This window comes from Vibrio panuliri (assembly GCF_009938205.1).
Lineage (GTDB): Bacteria > Pseudomonadota > Gammaproteobacteria > Enterobacterales > Vibrionaceae > Vibrio > Vibrio panuliri.
Genome location: NZ_AP019654.1, coordinates 2,198,878 through 2,222,714, shown reverse-complemented (window position 1 = coordinate 2,222,714; position 23,837 = coordinate 2,198,878). Strand labels below are relative to the sequence as shown.

At 45.6% G+C, this 23,837-nt stretch carries 21 protein-coding genes; 18 read left to right on the top strand and 3 right to left on the bottom strand.

The genetic code is table 11. The features are described 5' to 3' along the window. Positions 1-9 precede the first annotated feature (9 nt). Both GZK95_RS10060 and GZK95_RS10055 read right to left on the bottom strand, forming a co-directional pair. Positions 10-1,350: a sigma-54-dependent transcriptional regulator gene (locus tag GZK95_RS10060; protein ID WP_075716561.1), complete on the bottom strand. Its 1,341-nt coding sequence runs from the start codon at positions 1,348-1,350 to the stop codon at positions 10-12. Beyond that, positions 1,350-3,131, bottom strand: coding sequence for a sensor histidine kinase (locus GZK95_RS10055; protein WP_075716562.1), 1,782 nt, complete (start codon positions 3,129-3,131; stop codon positions 1,350-1,352). The genes GZK95_RS10060 and GZK95_RS10055 overlap by 1 nt, the downstream gene beginning before the upstream one ends. A gap of 594 nt (positions 3,132-3,725) precedes the next feature. On the opposite strand from GZK95_RS10055, the gene tig reads away from it, so the two are divergent. The 18 genes from tig (at position 3,726) to pyrF (ending at position 22,972) form a co-directional block, all read left to right on the top strand. Beyond that, positions 3,726-5,024 carry a trigger factor gene (tig, locus tag GZK95_RS10050; RefSeq protein WP_075708280.1) on the top strand — a complete coding sequence of 433 codons (1,299 nt, stop codon included), beginning with the start codon at positions 3,726-3,728 and terminating at the stop codon, positions 5,022-5,024. A gap of 106 nt (positions 5,025-5,130) precedes the next feature. Beyond that, the gene (gene clpP, locus GZK95_RS10045) at positions 5,131-5,745 is read left to right on the top strand and encodes an ATP-dependent Clp endopeptidase proteolytic subunit ClpP (protein ID WP_075708278.1); all 615 of its coding nucleotides are present in this window, start codon (positions 5,131-5,133) and stop codon (positions 5,743-5,745) included. A gap of 123 nt (positions 5,746-5,868) precedes the next feature. Beyond that, positions 5,869-7,152 carry an ATP-dependent protease ATP-binding subunit ClpX gene (clpX, locus tag GZK95_RS10040; RefSeq protein WP_075708276.1) on the top strand — a complete coding sequence of 428 codons (1,284 nt, stop codon included), beginning with the start codon at positions 5,869-5,871 and terminating at the stop codon, positions 7,150-7,152. A 125-nt stretch (positions 7,153-7,277) separates the two neighbouring features. Next, complete coding sequence (gene lon, locus GZK95_RS10035) at positions 7,278-9,629, top strand: endopeptidase La (protein ID WP_075708274.1); 2,352 nt, start codon at positions 7,278-7,280, stop codon at positions 9,627-9,629. A 194-nt stretch (positions 9,630-9,823) separates the two neighbouring features. Further along, positions 9,824-10,096 (top strand): HU family DNA-binding protein, encoded by a 273-nt coding sequence (locus GZK95_RS10030; protein WP_075708272.1) that lies wholly within the window; start codon positions 9,824-9,826, stop codon positions 10,094-10,096. Positions 10,097-10,272: 176 nt separating this feature from the next. After that, a complete protein-coding gene (gene ppiD, locus GZK95_RS10025) occupies positions 10,273-12,132 on the top strand; it encodes a peptidylprolyl isomerase (protein ID WP_075716563.1) in 1,860 nt (619 codons plus the stop codon). A gap of 136 nt (positions 12,133-12,268) precedes the next feature. Continuing rightward, positions 12,269-12,568 carry a ComEA family DNA-binding protein gene (locus GZK95_RS10020; protein ID WP_075708269.1) on the top strand — a complete coding sequence of 100 codons (300 nt, stop codon included), beginning with the start codon at positions 12,269-12,271 and terminating at the stop codon, positions 12,566-12,568. Between the two features lie 168 nt (positions 12,569-12,736). After that, on the top strand, positions 12,737-13,417 hold the full coding sequence (gene cmk / locus GZK95_RS10015; RefSeq protein ID WP_075716564.1) for a (d)CMP kinase: 681 nt from the start codon (positions 12,737-12,739) through the stop codon (positions 13,415-13,417). A 108-nt stretch (positions 13,418-13,525) separates the two neighbouring features. Further along, entirely contained in the window at positions 13,526-15,196 is a 1,671-nt protein-coding gene (gene rpsA / locus GZK95_RS10010) for a 30S ribosomal protein S1 (RefSeq protein WP_075708264.1), read from the top strand. 202 nt (positions 15,197-15,398) lie between these two features. Then, a complete protein-coding gene (ihfB, locus tag GZK95_RS10005; protein ID WP_075708262.1) occupies positions 15,399-15,680 on the top strand; it encodes an integration host factor subunit beta in 282 nt (93 codons plus the stop codon). Between the two features lie 442 nt (positions 15,681-16,122). Then, the gene (locus GZK95_RS10000) at positions 16,123-16,779 is read left to right on the top strand and encodes an ABC transporter permease (protein WP_075708260.1); all 657 of its coding nucleotides are present in this window, start codon (positions 16,123-16,125) and stop codon (positions 16,777-16,779) included. Positions 16,780-16,817: 38 nt separating this feature from the next. After that, on the top strand, positions 16,818-17,939 hold the full coding sequence (locus tag GZK95_RS09995; protein WP_075716565.1) for an ABC transporter ATP-binding protein: 1,122 nt from the start codon (positions 16,818-16,820) through the stop codon (positions 17,937-17,939). A 3-nt stretch (positions 17,940-17,942) separates the two neighbouring features. Then, positions 17,943-18,674, top strand: a complete 732-nt coding sequence (locus tag GZK95_RS09990; protein ID WP_075716566.1) for an ABC transporter permease — start codon at positions 17,943-17,945, stop codon at positions 18,672-18,674. Positions 18,675-18,742: 68 nt separating this feature from the next. Next, a complete protein-coding gene (locus tag GZK95_RS09985) occupies positions 18,743-19,627 on the top strand; it encodes a glycine betaine ABC transporter substrate-binding protein (protein ID WP_075716567.1) in 885 nt (294 codons plus the stop codon). A gap of 72 nt (positions 19,628-19,699) precedes the next feature. Next, on the top strand, positions 19,700-20,539 hold the full coding sequence (locus tag GZK95_RS09980) for a nitrilase-related carbon-nitrogen hydrolase (RefSeq protein ID WP_075708252.1): 840 nt from the start codon (positions 19,700-19,702) through the stop codon (positions 20,537-20,539). A gap of 176 nt (positions 20,540-20,715) precedes the next feature. After that, complete coding sequence (locus GZK95_RS09975; protein ID WP_075708250.1) at positions 20,716-20,994, top strand: LapA family protein; 279 nt, start codon at positions 20,716-20,718, stop codon at positions 20,992-20,994. Positions 20,995-21,019: 25 nt separating this feature from the next. Continuing rightward, positions 21,020-22,189: a lipopolysaccharide assembly protein LapB gene (gene lapB / locus GZK95_RS09970; RefSeq protein WP_075716568.1), complete on the top strand. Its 1,170-nt coding sequence runs from the start codon at positions 21,020-21,022 to the stop codon at positions 22,187-22,189. 87 nt (positions 22,190-22,276) lie between these two features. Beyond that, positions 22,277-22,972 (top strand): orotidine-5'-phosphate decarboxylase, encoded by a 696-nt coding sequence (gene pyrF, locus GZK95_RS09965; RefSeq protein ID WP_075708246.1) that lies wholly within the window; start codon positions 22,277-22,279, stop codon positions 22,970-22,972. Positions 22,973-23,033: 61 nt separating this feature from the next. Here pyrF and miaE read toward each other — a convergent pair whose 3' ends face one another. Further along, on the bottom strand, positions 23,034-23,810 hold the full coding sequence (gene miaE / locus GZK95_RS09960; RefSeq protein ID WP_075716569.1) for a tRNA isopentenyl-2-thiomethyl-A-37 hydroxylase MiaE: 777 nt from the start codon (positions 23,808-23,810) through the stop codon (positions 23,034-23,036). Positions 23,811-23,837 lie beyond the last annotated feature (27 nt).

Sequence of the window (23,837 nt, the reverse complement as noted above, 5' to 3'; positions counted from 1 at the left end):
TGGTTGCGACTACTCTTTAAAGTCACTTTTATCTAGACCGTATTTTTGCATTTTGTCATAGAGTGTTTTTCTCGCCACTTGCAGTTGTTGCATGGTTTCGTTGATGCGCCCCTCATTTGACGATAGAGCTTGTTCAATCACCATCTTTTCAAAGTCAGCAACTTGTTGAGCGAGGGGAGATATCCCATCACCATCATTGCTACTTGCAGACAATTCTCCCAACTTCCCAAGTAATACAAAGCGTTCGGCGCAGTTGCGTAGCTCACGAACATTGCCCGGCCAATCATGGCTTACAAGTGTATTTAAGTCTGCACTTGGTATCGAAGCCGCATCCTTTCCATAGCGTGCTGCTGCCACCAGTAAAAAATGGTGGAATAGGGCAGGAATGTCATCTTTGCGTTGGCGCAGTGGCGGTAAATCAAGCGTGACTACATTGAGGCGGTAATACAAATCTTGGCGAAACTCGCCCTTTGTTGCTGCGTGTTTCAAGTCGACTTTGGTTGCCGCAATCACGCGAATATCAATGGGGATGAGTTGATTCGAGCCGACTCGTTCAATCACCCGTTCTTGAAGCACGCGTAATAACCGGATCTGGGCTTGCATCGGCATGGCTTCGATTTCATCGAGAAATAGCGTGCCACCGTGAGCATGTTCAAACTTACCAATCCGCTTGCTATCAGCACCCGTGAACGCCCCTTTTTCGTGTCCGTACAGTTCACTTTCAATCAGGTTTTCCGGTACGGCGCCACAGTTGATTGCGACAAAGTTTTGCTCACGACGCGAGCTTTGCTCATGAATTGAACGTGCGACTAACTCCTTGCCTGTTCCTGTCTCGCCAAATAGGAGAATATCCGCATTGGTATCGGCGATATGAGAAATGGTTTGGCGTAAGGCTTGAATATGGCCGTTATCGCCAATAATCCTTGGTCCTAGAGTTTGGCTGGCTTTAAGACTGCGTTTAAGAGCATGGTTTTCCAATGTTAAGTTACGTTTCTCCATCGCACGCCTTGTGGTGTCAATTAGACGGTCGATAGCGAACGGCTTCTCGATAAAATCGTATGCCCCATTTCTTAGTGCATTGACAGCCATGGCGATATCTCCATGACCAGTGATCAAAATAACCGGCACATCGGGATCTTGATGCAATATGCTGCTTAGCAAATTTTCTCCAGAGAGTCCTGGCAAGCAGATATCGGTGATCACGACTTTCGGCATCCCTGATTCTTTGATGGCCATCAAAGCACTTTCGGCGTCAGCAAAAAAGCGTGCGCTTAGGTCTTCCAGTTCGAAACTCTGTTCGATTGCAACGCGAATATCACTCTCATCATCAATAAAGAAAATGTCTTCCATTATTTATCCTTATACGGCAGCGTGATGGTGAATCTGGCTCCGCCGAGAGGCGAAGTGCTAATGGTGAGCTCGCCATCCATCGCGGCAAGAATTTGCTGCGAGATAGAGAGCCCCAACCCCAAGCCATTTTTCTTAGTAGTATAAAAAGGTTCGAATAATTTCTGTCGCTGTGAAGGTTCAATACCTTCGCCACTGTCATCGGTATGGATCATGACCATCTTTGGGGTGACTTCGACGGTTAACGCCACATCATGGCGAGGAGAATCACTGACGGCTTGAATGGCATTGGTCAGCAAATTAACCATGACTTGTTCGAGTTGAATTGGATTGACGGTAACGAAAATTGGCGTGTCTGGTGTATCTATCGACAAACTGGCTTGTTGTGATTTCACCTGAGGAGCAATCAGCTCTTTGACTGAGATTATCATTGGGGTCAGAGCGAGTTTTTGTCGCTCTTGGGAATCGGATTTACGGGTGAAGGATTTAAGTTGGTCGCTGATCTTTGCCATGCGTTCAGTTAAGGCGGAAATTCGGCTGAGATTATCATCGACCCGTTCGGTCTGCTGTTTGGCTAAAAAGCGTCGACCATTGTCAGCAAAACTACGAATTGCGGCAAGGGGATTATTGAGTTCATGACTGATGCTGGCAGACATCTGACCCAGTACAGCGAGTTTGGCGGCTTGAATCAACTCATTCTGAGTCTGCCTAAGCATCTGCTCTGTTCGGGTGCGTTCATTGATCTCTGCATGCAGTTCTGCGGTACGTTCCATCACCAAAAATTCAAGTTTTTGCTTCGCTTCCGATTGGATTTGTTCAAACTGTCGCTGCTTCAACTGTTTTTGTAGCACCAACTGTAGCGACAGAAATGCGATAGCAAAAACCAACGTCAAGACTAATAGAAAACTGAGGGTTGACCATAAGATGGTGTGTTTAGGCGTTAGCACGCGGATAGTGAGTTGCAACTTGTCAATTGGTCGAGAGGTAACGATGAAATCACCCTGTCCACCGCCTTTACGCAGATTGCTTAGTTCCGATTGTGCCACGCTTAGGTCACCAAGCAGACCAAGTGAGCGTATTTCGGTGTCTAAGTACTGGCGACTGGCAAGAACTTGCTGTCTCACTTGAGGCGACAAATCACTGAAACTATGGAATAGCCACTTCGGGTTGCTCGACATAAAAATAATGTTGTTTGGGTCTGTGACCACAAACAAGTTGCGCTCACTTTGCCAACTGCCTTCGATGGCGGAAAGGTCCATTTTTATCACGATAACACCGATTATTTCAGCGGCGTAAACCACAGGGTAACTATAGTAATAGCCACGCTGTCCCGAGGTTGAACCAAGGGCAAAATATTGGCTCGCTTCGCCCTGCATTGCTTGATAAAAATAGGGACGCCATGCGAAATTTCTACCGACAAAGCTGCGGTCGATATTCCAGTTGCTTGCCGCAATAGTAGTGCCTTGGGCATCCAGCAAATAAGTGTCGGCAGCGCTGATGACTTGGTTTACATCTTCTAAATAGCGATTGGTGACGTCGATTTGTGCTGAATTGTGCGTAGTGAGAAGAGCGGAAATGATGTCTCTATCTTGGGCGAGCAACTTAGGTAAGTGGGCGTATTTGTCCAGCTTGGTAGCAATATGACTCGAAAAACGATCCAACTGCGACTGATGTTGTGACAGTTGGTTTTGATAGCTGGTGTTCCATACCCAGCGCCCACCGAGAATGGCACATAACAGAAATAGCACTAGTAAGTACAAAAAAGTGCGTCGGTTTGAGCGCATGCGAAATCCTTATCCTTAAGTGGAGCGCCTGCCTATCGAGAGAAGGACGCTAGCTTAATGGCGCAAATCCAATCCCCCTTAGCGTAACTTTTTTTGTTACTGAGGTGTTGTGATAGGTTAACAAATTGGGCGGCAAAACCGGACTTAGATCTCCTTTTATTACTTGAATTAAAAAAAAGGCTAGTTTCTCTTGAAAAACACATTAATGTCCCCATTTCTGACACGGTTGGAAATCTCTCCCCAGAATACTGAATGACCCTTCTTAGTGTTTTGGTACCACGTCAGCTGAAATGCTCAAATTTGTAGCATTCAGTAGAGAATTTAGGATATTCGCAGATGTTAGCAGGGGTTCGGCTCGACAGTGCTAGTCAAGGTCGTTAGAATGCTGCGTCTAAATCTATGTCCTGAGACTAATCGGAGATACCTTTAGCCATTCGGCAAAAGATATCGCTAATTAGTTCGGTAACGAATTCACGTTACCGATGCTCGAATTTAAAGGTGCTCTTAGAGTACAAACAAGGATGCAGTTACCAAGCTACGCTTAGGTAACTCATACGCTCAGCCATACTGAGCCAGTATTGAGGTTAATGAATAATGCAAGTTACTGTTGAAACGCTAGAAGGCCTAGAGCGCCGTCTAAACATTACTGTTCCAGCTGCAAACATCGAAGACGCTGTAACAGCTGAACTACGCAACATCGCTAAAAACCGTCGTTTCGATGGTTTCCGTAAAGGCAAAGTGCCTCTAAAAATGGTTGCGCAGATGTACGGTAAAGCAGTACGTCAAGACGTGATGGGTGAAGTTATGCAACGTCACTTCATCGAAGCGATCGTTAAAGAAAAAATCAACCCAGCAGGCGCGCCAACTTTCGCTCCAGTAGCAACTAAAGAAGGCGAAGACCTACAGTTCACTGCAACTTTCGAAGTGTACCCAGAGATCGAACTAAAAGGTCTTGAGAACATCACTGTAGAAAAACCACAAGCAGAAGTGAAAGACGCTGACGTTGAAGAGATGATCGACACTCTACGTAAGCAACAAGCAACTTGGACTGAAGTTGAAGAAGCTGCAGAAGCTGGTAAGCGCGCAACGATCGATTTCGTTGGCTCTATCGACGGTGAAGAGTTCGAAGGCGGTAAAGCTGAGAACTTCCCACTAGAAATGGGTGCAGGTCGCATGATCCCAGGTTTCGAAGACGGTATCGAAGGTAAAACTAAAGGTATGGAATTCGAAATCGACGTAACTTTCCCAGAAGATTACCACGCTGAAAACCTAAAAGGTAAAGCAGCTAAGTTCGCAATCAAAGTGAACAAAGTTGAAGCTCGTGAACTTCCAGAACTAAACGATGAGTTCGTTGCTAAATTCGGCGTTGTTGAAGGTGGCGTTGACGCACTTAAAGCTGAAGTTCGTAAGAACATGGAACGCGAACTTAAGCAAGCTGTTAAGAACCGCATCAAAGAGCAAGCTATCGACGGTCTAGTGAAAGAAAACGACACTGACGTACCAGCTGCGCTAATCGACCAAGAAATCAATGTTCTTCGTCAACAAGCGGCTCAACGTTTCGGTGGCAACCCAGAAGCTGCTGCTCAGCTTCCACGTGAGCTATTCGAAGAGCAAGCGAAACGTCGCGTAGTTGTTGGTCTACTTCTAGGTGAAGTAATCAAGTCTGAAGAGCTAAAAGCTGACGACGCTAAAGTTAAGTCTCTAATCGAAGAGATGGCAACTGCATACGAAGATCCATCAGAAGTTGTTGCTTACTACGAGCAAAACGAGCAAATGATGAACAACATGCGCAATATCGCTCTAGAAGAGCAAGCAATTGACGCAATCATCGCTAAAGCTCAGGTTTCTGAAAAAGAAGTTGGCTTCAGCGAGCTAATGAACCAACCTGCTTAATAAGCAAGATCTTGCGTAGAAAAGTTGACTAGACGTTAACTATTCTGCTAACAATGGTCCGTATGATATTAATCATCCGGGCCATTTATTTTAGGGACATCAGAATATGAGCTACCAAGAACAAAATACTATCATGAATGCACTAGTGCCGATGGTAGTTGAACAAACTTCCCGCGGTGAACGTTCTTACGATATTTACTCGCGCTTGCTTAAAGAACGCATCATCTTCTTGACTGGTCAAGTTGAAGACAACATGGCAAACCTGATTGTTGCCCAACTACTTTTCCTAGAGTCTGAAAACCCAGACAAAGACATTTACCTATACATCAACTCTCCAGGCGGCAGTGTAACGGCGGGTATGGCTATCTACGATACCATGCAGTTTATCAAGCCTAATGTTGCGACTCTTTGTACTGGTCAAGCGTGTTCAATGGGAGCATTCTTGCTGGCAGGCGGCGCAAAAGGTAAGCGTTTTGCTCTACCAAATGCACGAGTGATGATTCACCAGCCGCTAGGTGGTTTCCAAGGTCAAGCATCGGATATTCAAATCCACGCGCAAGAGATTCTTTCGATCAAACAGAAATTGAATACCTTGCTTGCTGAGCACACAGGCCAACCGATGGAAGTTATCGAGCGTGACACTGATCGTGATAACTTTATGTCTGCTGCACAAGCTGCTGAATACGGTATTATTGACGAAGTATTGACCCATCGCGGTTAATAAAACGGTCTTTGAGTGCAATTTAGCCGAATTGAGACGAGCTTTCACTCAATTCGCGGGGGCATTTTGCCCTAAATTGATATACACTCAAAGCGTATAGATTTAAGGCTAAGAGGTTAGCGAATGACAGATAAAAGCAAAGAGGGCGGTAGTAGTAAGCTTCTGTACTGCTCTTTCTGCGGTAAGAGCCAGCACGAAGTTCGCAAGCTGATCGCCGGCCCGTCAGTCTACATTTGTGACGAATGTGTCGACCTATGTAACGACATTATTCGCGAAGAAATCAAAGATGTGCTTCCTAAGAAACAGTCTGAAGCGTTGCCTACGCCACGCGAGATTCGTGAGCACCTTGATGATTATGTGATTGGCCAAGATTACGCTAAAAAAGTGCTAGCCGTAGCCGTTTACAACCATTACAAGCGTTTACGCAATGGTGATACTACGAGCGAAGGTGTTGAGCTAGGTAAAAGTAACATTCTACTAATCGGTCCAACCGGTAGTGGTAAAACTTTGCTAGCAGAAACGTTAGCGCGTTTCTTGGATGTACCATTTACAATGGCAGACGCTACTACCCTGACAGAAGCAGGTTATGTAGGTGAAGACGTTGAAAACATCATCCAAAAACTCCTGCAGAAATGTGACTACGACGTAGCGAAAGCAGAGCGTGGTATTGTTTACATTGATGAAATCGACAAGATTTCACGCAAAGCTGAAAACCCATCTATCACTCGTGATGTATCCGGTGAAGGTGTTCAGCAAGCGTTGCTAAAACTGATCGAAGGTACGGTAGCTTCAGTACCACCTCAAGGTGGCCGTAAGCACCCTCAACAAGAGTTCCTGCAAGTTGATACGTCTAAGATCCTATTTATCTGTGGTGGTGCATTCGCTGGCCTAGATAAAGTGATCGACCAACGTGTTGCTACTGGTGCAGGTATCGGCTTTGGCGCGGAAGTGCGTTCTAAAGACGAGAACAAAACAGTTGGTGAACTGTTTACTCAAGTTGAGCCAGAAGATTTAGTGAAATACGGTCTGATTCCTGAGTTTATCGGTCGTCTACCAGTTACAACGACACTGACTGAACTGGATGAAGAAGCGCTAATTCAAATTCTTTGTGAACCAAAGAATGCGCTGACCAAGCAGTACGCAGCCCTATTTGAACTGGAGAACTCAGAGCTTGAGTTCCGCGAAGATGCCCTACGTGCGATTGCGAAGAAAGCAATGGAACGTAAAACCGGTGCTCGTGGTCTACGCTCTATTCTTGAAGCAGTACTACTTGAGACTATGTACGAACTGCCATCAATGGACGACGTAAGCAAAGTTGTTATTGATGAATCAGTGATTAACGGTGAATCTGAACCTTTGCTGATTTACAGCAATTCAGACAACCAAGCAGCAGGTGCTGAGTCGTAACTCGCTAAATAGCAATTGTTATCAAAAAAGGAGGCCGCAAGTCCTCCTTTTTTTTATTCCTCCATTGATTCCAACCAATTAGCCCCCATATACTGCTCATAAGACTAAGCGGAAGAGAGAATAATATGAACTTGGAACGTTCCGAACGTATCGAGATCCCCGTACTACCTCTACGAGACGTAGTAGTTTACCCGCATATGGTAATTCCATTGTTTGTTGGTCGTGAGAAATCTATTGCCTGTCTTGAAGCTGCAATGGAAGCCAACAAGCAAGTGTTGTTGGTCGCGCAAAAAGAAGCGGAAACCGACGAGCCAAGCAAAAATGACCTATTTGAGGTTGGAACCGTTGCGACTATCTTACAGTTGCTAAAACTGCCTGATGGCACGGTAAAAGTGCTGGTAGAAGGCCAGCAGCGAGCTCAAATCCATCAATTTATCGACAACGAATTCTTTGTTGCTGACGCTGAATACCTCGTAACTAACGAGTTAGATGAGCGTGAGCAAGAAGTGATTGTTCGTAGCGCAATTAACCAGTTTGAAGGCTTTATCAAGTTAAACAACAAGATTCCACCTGAAGTGCTAACGTCACTCAATGGTATCGATGAAGCTGCCCGTCTTGCGGACACCATTGCTGCGCACATGCCACTTAAGCTAGTCGATAAGCAAAAGGTGCTTGAAATCCTAGATGTGTCAGAGCGTCTAGAGTTCCTAATGGGACAAATGGAATCTGAAATCGACATCCTTCAAGTTGAAAAGCGTATTCGCACTCGCGTGAAAAAGCAGATGGAAAAATCTCAGCGTGAGTACTATCTGAATGAGCAAATGAAAGCGATTCAGAAAGAGCTTGGTGAAGGTGAAGATGGTATCGATGAGTTCGAAGCCCTCAAGCAGAAAATCGCCGAGTCAAAGATGCCGCAAGAAGCTCGTGAAAAAACCGAGCAAGAACTGCAAAAGCTAAAAATGATGTCGCCTATGTCGGCAGAAGCAACCGTTGTTCGTGGCTACATTGACTGGATGTTGGGTGTGCCTTGGAGCAAGCGCAGCAAGGTGAAGAAAAACCTCGCCAAAGCGGAAGAGATCTTAAATGAAGATCACTACGGTCTAGAGCGTGTCAAAGAACGTATTCTAGAGTATCTCGCGGTACAAAATCGTATCAACAAACTGAAAGGTCCGATCCTTTGTCTTGTTGGTCCTCCGGGTGTGGGTAAAACGTCACTTGGACGTTCGATTGCATCGGCTACTGGTCGCCAATACACGCGCATGGCGCTTGGTGGCGTGCGTGATGAAGCGGAAATCCGTGGTCACCGCCGCACTTACATTGGCTCAATGCCTGGTAAGCTTATCCAGAAAATGTCGAAAGTTGGTGTGAAAAACCCACTGTTCCTGTTGGATGAAATCGACAAAATGTCGTCTGACATGCGTGGTGATCCATCATCGGCTCTGCTTGAAGTACTAGACCCAGAGCAAAACAATGCGTTTAACGACCATTACTTGGAAGTGGACTACGATCTGTCAGACGTGATGTTTGTTGCGACGTCAAACTCAATGAACATTCCAGGTCCACTTCTAGACCGTATGGAAGTGATTCGTCTTTCTGGTTATACCGAAGATGAGAAGCTTAATATTGCTAAGCGCCACCTTGTTGAGAAGCAGGTTAAGCGCAACGGTCTTAAGCCAAACGAGATTGTGATTGAAGACTCGGCAATCATCGGCATTATTCGTTACTACACGCGTGAAGCGGGTGTACGTAGCTTAGAGCGCGAAATCTCTAAGATCTGTCGTAAAGCAGTGAAGAACATTCTATTGAATCCAGAGCTGAAATCAGTGACGGTATCAATGGATAACCTAAAAGAGTACCTAGGTGTTCAGCGCCATGATTACGGTAAAGCCGATGACCGCAACCGTATTGGTCAAGTGACAGGTCTTGCATGGACAGAAGTGGGTGGCGATCTACTGACGATTGAAACTGAGTCTATGCTTGGCAAAGGCAAGTTGGTGCAAACTGGCTCGCTAGGCGACGTGATGCAAGAGTCGATTCAAGCAGCGATGACGGTCGTGCGCACTCGTGCAGAAAAACTGGGTATTAACCCAGATTTCTACGAGAAGCGCGATATCCACGTCCACGTTCCTGAAGGGGCAACGCCAAAAGATGGTCCAAGTGCGGGTATTGCAATGTGCACCGCGCTGGTTTCTAGCTTAACGGGTAATCCGGTGAAAGCCGAAGTGGCAATGACGGGTGAAATTACCCTGCGTGGTGAAGTTTTACCGATTGGTGGTTTGAAAGAAAAACTACTCGCAGCTCATCGTGGCGGCATCAAAACTGTGCTAATTCCGAAAGACAACGAGCGTGATTTGGAAGAGATTCCTGAGAACGTGATCGCAGACTTGAAGGTTATTCCAGTACAGTGGATTGATGAGGTTCTGAGCGTTGCGTTGGAAAGAGATCCATCAGGTGTGGAGTTTGCTGTAGAAAAATAGTGATGTGCAGCAAAAATAAGTAAAAGATTACGCTGATAAGCAGAAAAATGCTTGTCAGCGTTTTTTTTGGACGCTAACGTTAGCGACTGTAGCTTGAACCCTTGTATATCAAGGGCTAAGGCTGAATTTTAAAATGAAATGGAACGAAAAGTCGTCTTACAAAATAATAACTGACGGCGTAAAGGGGAATCACCGTGAACAAAACTCAATTAGTAGAAAAAATTGCAGAAAACTCAGATCTATCTAAAGCAGCAGCTGGCCGCGCACTAGACGCATTTATCGAAGCGGTAAGTGGCACGCTTGAGTCTGGCGACCAAGTTGCTCTAGTCGGTTTCGGTACTTTCAGCGTACGTACTCGCGCAGCTCGTACTGGTCGTAACCCAAAAACTGGCGAAGAGATCCAAATCGCTGAAGCGAAAGTACCTTCTTTCAAAGCGGGTAAAGCACTAAAAGACGCTTGCAACTAATCTACTGACGCTACTTTTTTAAGTAGTTTGTTAGAACCTTTTTAAATTATGCGCATCCTACTGATGCGCATTTCTTTTTCTGATATTATCGCGCTACTGAATTTTAAATTAATAATGAACATCGTATTTCCTCACTCAGAGGTGTGTACGGGTCATTCGCGGAGAGTAACAAAAGTATGATGGATCGATTGCGCGAGGGCGTGAATAGCATCGCGGTTAAAATTATCCTTGGCCTGATTATCTTATCTTTCGTATTCGCTGGTGTAGGTAGTTACATCGTCGGTGGTGGCAACGATGTTGCCGCGAAAGTAGGCAATGTCGAAATCAGTCGTGGTCAGTTCGAACAGGCATACCAAAACGAACGTAATCGCATGCAAGCTCAACTTGGCGATTATTTCTCAAACATGCTAGCTGACCCTAGCTACGTTGCGTCATTCCGCAAGTCAGTTTTGGATCGTATGGTTAACGACGCGTTGCTAGAGCAACACGCAAGAACTTTGGGCATGCGCGTGAGCGATGGTCAAGTGCGTGAACTGATTCTAGCGATGCCACAGTTCCAAGTTGATGGACAGTTTAGCCAAGATGTTTACCAATCAGCATTGCGTCGTGCGGGCTACAGCCCTGAGAGCTTTGCTGAATCACTACGTCGTGATTTGGTACGTAACCAGTTACTAACTGCTATGCAAGCCAGTGACTTCACTCTACCAAGTGAAGTGTCTGCGCAAAGCCAACTTATCCTCCAAACTCGTGAAGTTAAAACAATTAACCTTGCGTTAGCGGATTTTGCGGCAAAAGTAGAGCTGAGCGAAGAAGAAATTCAGCAATACTACGAGCAGAATCCAGAGCGTTATACTCGTCCAGAGCAAGCGAAAGTGTCTTACATCGAACTGTCGGCAGATTCGATTAAGAGCAACATTCAAGTGAGTGACGAGCAGGCGCAACAGTACTACCAAGAGCACTTAGACAAGTACTCTTCAGATGAGCAACGTAAAGTTAGCCACATTCTGGTACAAGGCGATGATGAAGCGAAAGCACAAGCGATTCTTGACGAGCTGAATGCAGGTGCAGATTTTGCAACGTTAGCTGAAGAAAAATCTGAAGATATCGGCAGTGCAGAAGAAGGTGGTTCACTAGGCTGGATTGAGCGCGGTGTGATGGACCCTGCGTTCGAAGAAGCAGCATTTGCTCTAGCGAAAGTAGGTGATGTGACTGGGCTTGTTAAGTCTGACTTTGGTTACCACATCATTAAGTTGGATGAACTGAAAGATTCTCAAGCAAAACCATACCAAGAAGTTGCTGAGAGCATTAAGCAAGATTTACGTGACCAGCAAGCGGCAGATGAGTTCTATGAACTGCAAAGCGAACTAGAGCGTGTGGCGTTTGAGTTCCCTGATTCACTTGATGATGCTGCGCAAGCAATTAACGCTAAGATTGTGACCACAGACTTTATCTCTCAAATGGATGCGCCAGAATTGCTTAAGACTCCAGCAGTGATGCAAGCGATTCTAAGCCCTGAAGTTCGTGAAGATGGTTTGAACTCAGAAGTGATCGAAGTAGCTCCTGAGCATGTAATGGTGGTTCGTGTTGACGATACTCGTGATGAAACAGTCCTTCCGCTTGAGGAAGTTCGTGAGCAAGTGATTGCTCAGCTATCACGTGTGAAAGGCGAACAGCAAGCGATTGAGTTAGCGACTAAGGTGGTAAGTGAGCTGAAAGCTGGCAATACCGATGTGTTGGCTGACAATGGTCTAGCATTTGGTGAGGTAGAGACTATCGACCGTAGTTCACCATTGGCAAAAGTTGTGTTTGCGATGCCTAAACCTGCTGAAGGTAGTGTTGGTTATGCACAATCTAAGTCATTCAACGGTGACGTGGTTGTTGTTGAGCTAGATGCCGTTTCTGACGTCTTTTCTACTCAGTACAATGAGCAAATCGCTAACCAGTTAATGCAAATGAATGCTCAGCAGACCCTAAGTGGTGTGATCAGCATTTTGCGTAAAACAACCGATATTGAATATTTTGCTGTGACTCAGTAAGACGTATCGTTGTAAGTTACATTCTTATCAAAACGGGCTACTTCGGTAGCCCGTTTCGTTTCTCACAGTTGAAATTAACAAGCGGTATCAACAAGGTTTATCGTGGTTGCGAACTCTCCCAACAAAAGGAATCGCAATGAGAATCACAACTTTGTTTGTCACGTTTCTACTCGCTTTGACCTCGACATTTGCACTCGCTGATGAGCAGCCAAAAGAGAACCCGAAATATGAGGGAATCGAGGTTGTCGTCAATGTTAATCAAGCATCCGCCCAAGAAATAGCAGACTTACTCCAAGGGATTGGGCTTAAAAAAGCGCAGGCCATTGTTGAGTATCGCCAGCAACATGGGGCATTTGAGAAAATTGATGATTTGGCGAAGGTCAGTGGTATTGGTGAAGCGACCGTAGCGAAAAATGTTGCGCGGATAAAGCTTTAATCAGCGTGAGCCTAAGAAGTGCTCACGCTTCTTAGGTTCGCGATTCTCAACTTCCGAATCGTGATTTAATCAAAAACTTCCCTAGAACCTGACTCCATTTAGCTCTATAATTTCCCGCCGAAAAAGTCAGGGCCGTTTGCTCTGACGAGGAGCAACTTGGAGTATTTCATGTCCTCTCATACACCGGTTATAACTGTTGATGGACCAAGTGGTGCGGGCAAAGGCACGCTTTGCATGCAGTTGGCGAATAAACTTGGCTTTCACTTGCTTGACTCTGGTGCGATCTACCGAGTACTGGCATTGGCAGCAATTCATCATACCGTCGACCTTGAGTCTGAAGATGCCTTAGTTGCATTAGCTACCCATCTTGATGTGCAGTTTATTGCCGAAGGTGACTTGGTGAAAGTTATCCTTGAAGGTGAAGATGTTTCAGGCGAACTGCGCAAAGAAGAAACGGGCATGGCTGCGTCTAAAGTTGCCGCTTTGCCACGCGTGCGCGAAGCGCTATTGCGCCGCCAACGTGCTTTCGCTGAAGGCGTAGGCTTAGTTGCTGATGGTCGTGATATGGGTACGGTTGTATTCCCGCAAGCAGAAGTAAAAATCTTCTTGGATGCGAGTGCAGAAGAACGTGCCGAGCGACGTCTTAAACAGTTGCAAGATAAAGGGTTAGATGTTAAATTTGCTGACCTTTTAAGCGAGATCCAAGAGCGAGACGACCGAGATCGTAATCGCCCAGTGGCACCATTACGCCCTGCAGAGGACGCGCTGTTGCTTGACTCGACGTCGATGAGTATCGACGAAGTAGTCGAAAAAGCACTACAATATATTGAATCTAAACTGACTGCGTAATTAGCGGGGTCAGCTCAGAGCGTTGGTCGCATGGATGATGACTGGCGAATTTAATAACCCCATGAGGTAGGATACCCGTGGACGTTTAATTTATTGAAGATTAAATAAATGACTGAATCTTTTGCTCAACTCTTTGAAGAGTTTCTAAACGAGACTGAATTCCAACAAGGTACTATCGTTAAAGGTACTGTAGTAGCTATCGAGAACGGTTACGTTCTTGTTGACGCTGGTCTTAAGTCTGAGTCTGCAATCCCTGCTGAACAGTTCAAGAACGCTGCTGGCGAACTTGAAGTTGAAGTTGGTTCTGAAGTTGATGTTGCTCTAGACGCAGTAGAAGACGGTTTCGGTGAAACTCAACTTTCTCGTGAGAAAGCGAAGCGTCACGAAGCTTGGATCGTTCTTGAGAAAGCTTACGAAGAAGCTGAAACTGTTGTTGGTATCATCAACGGTAAAGTTAAAGGCGGTTTCACTGTTGAACTTAACGGTATCCGTGCGTTCCTACCAGGTTCACTAGTAGACGTACGTCCTATCCGTGATACAGCTCACCTAGAAAACAAAGAACTTGAGTTCAAAGTTATCAAGCTTGACCAGAAGCGTAACAACGTAGTTGTTTCTCGTCGCGCAGTTATCGAATCTGAAAACAGCGTAGAGCGTGATGAGCTACTAGAAAACCTACAAGAAGGCGCAGAAGTTAAAGGTATCGTTAAGAACCTTACTGACTACGGTGCATTCGTTGATCTAGGTGGTGTTGACGGTCTTCTACATATCACTGATATGGCATGGAAACGCGTTAAGCACCCATCAGAAATCGTTAACGTAGGTGACGAAATCCTAGTTAAAGTTCTTAAGTTCGACCGTGAGCGTACTCGCGTATCACTAGGTCTTAAGCAACTAGGCGAAGATCCATGGGTAGCAATCGCTAAGCGTTACCCAGAAGGTCACAAGCTTTCTGGTCGTGTAACTAACCTAACTGACTACGGCTGCTTCGTTGAAATCGAAGAAGGCGTTGAAGGTCTAGTTCACGTTTCTGAAATGGATTGGACTAACAAGAACATCCACCCATCTAAAGTTGTTAATGTTGGCGACGAAGTTGAGGTTATGGTTCTTGAGATCGACGAAGAACGTCGTCGTATCTCTCTAGGTCTAAAACAGTGCAAAGCTAACCCTTGGCAGTCTTTCGCTGAAGCGCAAGCTAAAGGCGACAAAGTTACTGGTAAGATCAAGTCAATCACTGACTTCGGTATCTTCATCGGTCTAGAAGGCGGCATCGACGGTCTAGTTCACCTATCTGACATCTCTTGGAACGTTCCAGGCGAAGAAGCTGTACGTGAGTACAAGAAAGGCGACGAGATCTCTGCAGTTGTTCTAGCAGTAGACGCAGAGCGTGAGCGCATCTCTCTAGGCGTTAAGCAAATGGAAAATGACCCATTCAATGCTTACGTTGCAGAGAAGAAGAAAGGCGTTCTAGTTAACGGTACTGTAACTGCAGTAGACGCTAAAGGCGCAACTGTTGAGCTAGAAGAAGGCGTTGAAGGCTACATCCGTGCATCTGAAGTTGCACGTGACCGCGTAGAAGACGCATCTCTAATCCTAAGCGTTGGTGACAGCGTTGAAGCGAAATTTACTGGTGTTGACCGTAAGAACCGCGTAATCAACCTATCTATCAAAGCTAAAGACGAAGCTGAAGAGCAAGAAGCAATGGCATCTATCAACAAACAAGATGACGCTGCATTCGGTAACGCTATGGCAGACGCTTTCAAAGCAGCTAAAGGCGAATAATTTAATTCCCTTTAAGCAAAAAGGAGCCGAAAGGCTCCTTTTTTATTTGTGTGGGCTAATACCAATTTCTGCAACTGGTTATTAAGAAAGCGATTCATATTTGCACATCTTGTGCAAATATTGTCTAGAATTAGTAGCAAGTGTTTGTTGGAATTGGTATTAGTTACTATAATAAGTGATAAATTACTCTACGAGGGAAACTATGACTAAGTCTGAACTGATTGAAAGACTTTGCGCTGAGCAAACTCATCTATCTGCTAAAGAAGTCGAAGATGCGGTAAAAGACATTCTTGAGCATATGGCATCAACACTTGAGAAAGGCGAACGTATTGAGATCCGTGGGTTCGGCAGTTTCTCGCTTCACTACCGTGAACCGCGTGTTGGACGTAACCCCAAAACGGGTGAGAAGGTTGAGTTAGAGGGTAAATATGTCCCTCACTTTAAACCAGGCAAAGAGTTGCGTGAACGCGTAAACCTAGGTTAACAAAACCGGCGTTTAGTACAGTTTTCTTGACGAAAACAAAAAAAATCGATTTCTTGCTATGAAACGGCATGCCTTTTGGTGTGCCGTTTTTTTATTCAAAATTAGAAGTCAGACCACTATTTTTGTCCAATTCTTGATCTTTATCACTCGATGAGAATTTCCAGAGAACTGTGATCTTAAGACAAAAATTATTGATGGATTTGACAAAAAATAATGTATTGATATTATTTTCCGCGCTGTAATTCGGAGTCGTTCATAAACTCCACTGATAATATTCTGCCTTTTAGTCTTTTCTTAGACACATAAAACGTTCACGACCATCGTGAAACTAACACTACAGAGTGCAGAAAATTTGTCTAACTAGCGTGCTGAGCGCACGACTAAATCTACATCCTTTCTCGGGCCAATTAGCCCTTATTCAACATTTATCCAGAGGTTTAATTTGGAAGTATTAACTTTTTGTCTGGAAAATTGGGAGATCATCGTATCGAGAACGGTAGAACACCTATCGTTAGTTAGCCTCGCAGTGGGGTTAGCGATTATTACTGGCGTGCCAATTGGTATCGCGATCACCCAAAATCAACGAGCAGCGAATATCGTTTTATACGTTGCTTCGATAGTGATAACCATCCCATCGATAGCCCTATTTGGCATCATGATTCCTGCGCTTTCTCTTATCGGTCAGGGCATCGGTTATCTACCAGCTGTTATTGCGGTGCTGCTCTATTCGCAGTTACCGATCATTCGAAATACCTATACCGCGATCAACAACGTTGATCCATCGCTGCGCGAAGCGGCGCGAGGTATGGGGCTGACCAGTCTCCAGCGTTTACGTTTGGTAGAAATCCCATTGGCTATTCCCGTCATTATGGCAGGGGTCAGAATGGCCGTGGTGATGAACATTGGTGTAATGGCCATTGCTACCTATATCGGCGCGGGTGGGTTAGGCACTTTTATCGCAAGGGGCATCAGCCAGTCTGATCCACGCCAACTGATCGTGGGTGCTTTTGCGGTGAGCTTATTGGCGATTATTGCTGATAGTGGCTTAGCTAGAGTGCAGAAAAAACTAACACCCAATGGTGTTGTGATTAATAGCTAACTCCTTGTGAGACGAACAGATTCGAAGAGACTGATTTTATGATCCAACTAGAAAACCTAACCAAGATTTTCGAAACGCCTCAGGGTGTGATTATGGCTGCTGACCACATCAGCATGGAAGTGCCAACAGGTGAGATTTGTGTACTGCTTGGTCCATCAGGCTGTGGCAAAACCACTACATTAAAAATGGTCAACCGTTTGGTTACCCCGACATCGGGTCGAGTATTGATTAACGGTGAAGATACCACGGGCATCGATACTGTTACGCTACGTCGTAACATTGGCTATGTGATTCAGCAAACTGGCTTGTTTCCAAACATGACCATTGAAGAGAACATCTGCTTGGTGCCAAAGCTAATGGGATGGGATGCAGAGCGTTGTAAACAGCGTGCAAAAGATCTCCTTGATATGGTGGCGCTTGACCCAAACACGTTTATGAAGCGTTTTCCTAATGAGTTATCTGGTGGTCAACAACAACGTGTTGGTGTGATTCGTGCCTTAGCCGCCGATGCGCCCGTGTTATTAATGGATGAGCCATTTGGCGCTATCGACCCAATTAACCGTGATGCTATTCAAGAAGAGTTCCTGAAAATGAACAAGGAACTCAAAAAGACCATCATGTTCGTATCACACGATATCGATGAAGCGGTGAAGATGGCGGATAAAATCGCGATTTTCCGCGGTGGTAAACTTGAGCAATTCTCAAGTCCAGACCGCTTGCTTGCTCAGCCAGAAACAGACTTTGTTGCGGACTTCGTTGGTAGTGACCGCACGCTTAAACGTCTGCAATTGGCTACTGCAGGCGAGGTTATGGAAACTCACGTCCCAGTTGTGACTGCGGGTGAGACCTTGCAAGAAGCAGCGAAGAAGATGGAAGAGTATGGACATGGCATGATTGTTAAGGTTAACAAGCAACATCAGCCAGTGGGCATCATCACCAAAGAGATGTCTTTGTCATACCGTGGTCTATGTGGCGAGCACTATGCCGGTATCCAAGCGGTGATTAAGCGTGACGAGGATCTGCGCTCTGTGGTCTCCAAAATGTTTGCTTACGACTTATCTTGGTTACCCGTTGTTGACCAGCAAGGTCGCTTGTGCGGCGAGGTATCACAACGTGGTATCACGCACCATTTGGGCGCGAAATATCAAACGAAAGGGTAGGCTATGAAGCAAGAAAAGATTCGTAACGCCCTATTGTTCGTCGCATTGATCGCCGCTTTCTGGCTCGGTTCGAGTCTGCAAGCGAACGGCTTTATCGAAGAGTTTATGTATTACAGCGAAGATATTGCTTACCTTGCCGGTGAGCATATCAAACTGACGCTAATCTCTGGTTCGATTGCCGTATGCATTGGTATTCCCGCCGGTATTTGGTTGAGCCGTCCTTCGATGCAGCGCTATTCTGAACCTGCAATGCAGGTGTTCAATATTGGTACTACGGTACCAACATTGGCAGTGCTTGCGTTATCAATGACATTACTGGGAATCGGCAATACCCCCGCTATTTTTGCGCTCGCAATTGCGACCATTTTACCGATTGTCCGCAATACCTACACAGGCTTAATCTCTGTTCCGGACTATCTAAAAGAAGCGGCAACCGGAATGGGGTTGACCCCATTTCAGCAGCTGATTCGGGTTGAGTTACCCAACGCAATGTTTGTAATTATGGCGGGTATTCGTACTGCATTCGCCATCAATATCGGCACTGTGCCATTGGCTTTCTTAATCGGCGGCACAGGGTTAGGTGAGTTGATTTTCACCGGTATCGACCTCGATGAGCTGAGCATGATGCTCGCAGGTGCAATTCCAACTGCCACACTTGCGGTTGTGATGGATATGGTTCTAGGAATGCTAACATTCCTTGTCGTCCGCAAAGGCGTGAACCCACTACGCAACTAGTTAAGCGGAATTTTCCGCATTCGCTTTTTAAACCAATAATTAGAACTTTGAATATAGGATTGAAACAAATGTCTAAATTTACCCCTATTTTAAGCGCCGCTTTAATTGCGCTTACCTCTACTTTCGCTCAAGCAACGGATTTGGTCGTTGGTGGTAAAGGTTTCACAGAGCAACTGGTTGTTGCTTCAATGACAGAGCAATATCTTGCCGAAAAAGGATACAAAGTCGACAAGCGCGATGGCATGGGTTCGACAGTGCTGCGTAAAGCACAGGAGAATGGTCAAATCGATCTTTACTGGGAGTACACCGGTACATCTCTGATCACGTTCAACAAGATCAAAGATCGCATGTCAGCAGAAGAAGCTTACGCCAAAGTAAAGCAACTTGATGGTGAAAAAGGCTTGATTTGGCTAACGCCTTCTAAAGCGAATAATACTTACGCACTAGCAATGCGTGCCACTGATGCTGCTGAAAAGAACATTGTCTCTATCTCTGACTTTGCGAACTACGTAAAAGGCGAGGGTAAAGATACGGTATTTGCTTCAAACGTCGAGTTTGCAGCGCGCCCAGATGGTCTAAAACCGCTACAGAAAGAGTACAAATTTAAGTTTGCTCGCAAGAACATCAAGAAGATGAACTCAGGTCTGACTTATCAAGCACTAAAAAATGGTGATGTAGACATCTCACTTGTGTTTGCAACCGATGGTCGCATCAAAGCATTTAATTTTGCAGTGCTACAAGATGATAAAGGCTTCTTCCCTAACTATGCGCTTGCCCCTGTGGTACGTAAAGATACGTTGGAGAGCAATCCTGCCCTTGCTGAGCAGCTAAACACGCTTTCTGCACTGCTTAACGATGATGTGATGGCAACATTGAACGCAGCAGTTGACGTGGAAGGCAAAAGTGTTGAGTCAGTTGCCAAGCAATTTCTGATCGATAACAAACTGATCTAATCACACGCTCTTACTGTCAAAGGGTCGACACTTGTGTTGGCCCTTTATTATTTGAGATTCAAGGTATACTCGATGACAAGAAACAGATTGAAAGTGGCAGTCGGGCAAATTGCTCCGGTGCTGGGCGAGGTTGAAGAGAACATCGCAAAGCATTTAGAGTTCATCTTGCAAGCACGCAAAAAAGACGCCGATGTTTTGCTTTTCCCCGAGCTTTCATTAACTGGTTATAGTCTCAAACAACATGTTGCGCGAGTCGCACTACACCGAGACTCCCCTTATTTTCGTCAATTGTCTGATGCCGCGCCCAAAATGCAAATCAGCGTCGGCTTTATTGAACAGGCTGCTCCGGGTGAGTTTTACAACGCACAGGCGCTACTCAGTGGTGGTAAAGTGATTCACGTGCATCGTAAAATCAATTTGCCAACCTATGGTGGTCTCGAAGAAGGCAAATGGTATGGTCAAGGGACGGAGTTGACTATGTGTGAGCATCGACAGGGGTGGCCAATCCACACCTTGATTTGTGCTGATCTCTGGAATCCTGCATTGCCACACTTAGCGATGCTCGATAGACCTTCATTGCTGCTTGCACCAATCAACTCCGCTGCGGATATCGTCTCCGATGAGTTTTCAAATCCAAGCGGTTGGAAAACAAATACAGACTTCATCTCAATGACGTATGGTGTGCCTGTACTGATGGCAAATAGTTGTGCCTTGGAAGGTACTAGTCGTTTTTGGGGTGGATCGCGTATTTTAAACGCTTATGGTGAGGTCATTGCTGAAGCTGGGGCTAGCGAAGAATTGATCACTGGTGAAGTCACCCTAGAGGAGATCACTCACGCTCGTTTTCAACTGCCGACCATACGTGATGCAAATAACTTACTGATTGCAAAACTGTTAAGCCAGCGGGTGTGATTTTCTTAGGACAAAGTCCGGTTTTAAACTCGAGAAGCGCGTACCGTTGTGACGCGCGATTTGAGTATAAGATAGCCACTTCAGAGCGAAATTCGAGAATATTGCTAATATCCGTGGTTTGAATGTCCGTTTTGCTGCATAATCTTAGCAATCGATTTTAGGATAGGTAATGGACTATGAAAATTATAAAAATCGTTATCGTATTAGCTTTGTTCTTAATAGCGTTAGCTTTAGGCTCGCAGAATCAAGCAGTTGTGACATTTAACTACCTGTTAGCTCAGGGCGATTTCCACTTATCTACGCTGCTTGGCGTAGTGTTTGTGACAGGCTTTGCGATCGCATGGATTATCTTTGGCAGCCTTCATCTAAAGTCTCAACTGCAAGTCCGCAAACTGAATAAGCAACTTAAAAAGCTAACACCAACCTCGACAGAGGTCGAGCAAAGCAAAGCATAATCGAGACTGGTAGGCTTTTTCCTCAATGCTAGAAATACTCTTCTTGTTATTGCCGATTGCTGCAGCCTATGGCTGGTACATGGGTAATCGTAGCGCTCAGCAAGACAAGCAGAAGCACTCAAATCAGATCTCCCGTCAATATGTGACGGGGTTGAACTTGCTGCTGTCAGATCAATCTGACAAAGCGGTCGATCACTTTATTGAGCTGCTTCAAGTCGACAATGACACCATAGATACGCATTTGGCATTGGGTAACCTGTTTCGCTCCCGCGGTGAAGTTGACCGCGCAATTCGTATCCACCAAAACCTCATTTCACGTTCGGGTCTAACCATCGATCAGAAAAACATCGCCCTACAGCAGTTAGCGAAAGATTATATGGCATCGGGTTTCTTAGACCGCGCCGAGAAGATTTTCGAGCAACTGGTTGAAGAGCCGGATCATCGTGAAGCAGCCCTGCAACAACTGGTGGCGATTTACCAGCAAACACGCGAATGGCAGAAAGCCATCTATTACGCGACCCAGCTTTATAAGTTGGGGCGCAAACGCATGCGAGTGAGTATCGCGCACTTCTACTGTGAAATGGCGATGCAAGACCAAGCGGAAGGTGAGCGTAGCCAAGCAATCAGCCATTTCAAGCGCGCTCTAAGTGAAGATCCTAAGTGCGTGCGGGCAAGCATTGCCTTGGGTAAGCTCTACCTTGAAAGTGAAGATTACCTGCATACCATCAAATACATGACGATGGTACTCGACCAAGATTCAGACTTTGTCAGTGAAGTGCTGCCAACATTAGCCGACTGTTATCATCATCTTGGACAAGAAGATGAGTTGCTTGATTTCTTACGCCAATGTATTGCTAACAAGTCCGGTGTATCTGCAGAGCTAATGTTAGCGCAGTTGGTTGCGCAGCATGATGGTTCGGGCGCGGCTCAAGAGCTTCTAACTCGTCAGTTAGTTAAGAACCCAACCATGAAAGGCTTCTTCCGCTTGATGGACTATCACCTGATGAATGCGGAAGAGGGCCGAGCAAAAGAGAGTTTGGCGACCTTACAAAAGTTGGTGGGTGAGCAACTGAAAGTGAAACCTCACTACCGCTGTCGTAAATGTGGGTTCTCAACACATTCAATGTATTGGCACTGTCCTTCATGTAAAGGATGGGGGACGATCAAGCCAATCCGTGGTTTAGACGGTGAATAAACTATTTTTTTAATGCAGTTGCTTTTCAGTAACTGCATTTTTTTAAGCACAACAAAATTGATAGCGATAAGTTAATTAGGAGATGAGATGATCGACCAAAAAGTCATTGTGGCATTGGATTATGACAACCGTGCGGATGCATTAGCTTTTGTTGACCGTATTGACCCAGCGTCATGCCGTCTAAAAGTAGGTAAGGAGATGTTTACGCTGTTTGGTCCTGATTTCGTCAAAGAGCTTCATCAACGTGGCTTTTCCGTGTTCCTTGACCTTAAGTTCCATGATATTCCCAATACCTGCTCTAAAGCAGTTCGCGCAGCAGCAGAAATGGGTGTATGGATGGTGAACGTTCACGCGAGTGGCGGTGAGCGCATGATGGCGGCATCTCGTGAAATTCTTGAGCCATATGGTAAAGACCGTCCACTGCTGATTGGTGTAACGGTACTGACTAGCATGGAGCAACCAGATCTTGCCGGAATTGGCTTAGATATGGCACCGAAAGATCAAGTGATTCGCCTTGCTAACCTAACCAAAAATGCGGGTCTAGATGGCGTGGTATGTTCTGCTCATGAATCTTCAATGTTGAAAGCAGAGTTGGGGCAAGAGTTTAAATTGATCACTCCGGGCATCCGCCCTGCGGGTTCTGATCAAGGCGACCAGAAACGCATTATGACACCGGTAGAAGCTATCCAAGCAGGCTCAGATTACCTTGTGATTGGTCGTCCTATTACTCAAGCCGCCGATCCTGCCGCAGTATTAGCCGCGATTAATGCCACTTTGGCGTAATTGATTCGAACAGAAAGCAAAAGGTCAGCAAACGCTGACCTTTTTTACTTTTTAACCATGGTTAAGTTGGGTTCGGCACACCACTATGAAACTTAAAGTCGTTATCCGCAGTTGAGATCAGCTCTGCTTCTACTCGACCAAACATCGCGATACGCTCAGAAATGTCTTTCCCCGCGATTTCTTGCGCTAACACTAAGTAATCTTGATAGTGACGCGCTTCAGAGCGCAGTAGCGAGATGTAGAACTTGGCTATGTCATCATCCATGTAGGGGGCAAGTTTGGCAAAACGCTCACAGGATCGGGCTTCGATATAGGCACCAATAATCAACTTATCCACCAACGTTTGCGGCTCGTGAGTTGCCATTTTCGAGATTAGCCCTTTGGCATAGCGACTGGCTGGAATAGGCTCATAGGCAATACCGCGACTTTCCATGATTTCCAGCACTTGATAGAAATGATGTAGCTCCTCTTTAATCAGAAGCATCATTTTGTCGATCAGACCTTGGCTATACGGTGAGTCTGATTTTGCCATTATCGCTTTGGAGATATGACTCTTTCCTTTCAATGTGGCGAGGGAGCCGATTCCGCGATAAGCAAAATCTTCGTAGGGCTTAAACCAGTCTAAGAGATTGTGCGCGCTACTTTTATCGACGGCATATTTGCGAATAAGGAACATTGCAGATTGCCCTGCCTTTAACTCACAAAGTAGATGATCGATCAGTATGGTTGCCAAGCTGTCAGGTTGACTGGCTTTTTTAATCCACGCATCGGGGGTGGGGCAGTGTAGAAACTGGTTTATTGGTGTGAGCAGTTGTTGGTATTGTTCTAGTGATTGCATGACTTTACTTCTTATAAAAAAAGGCCG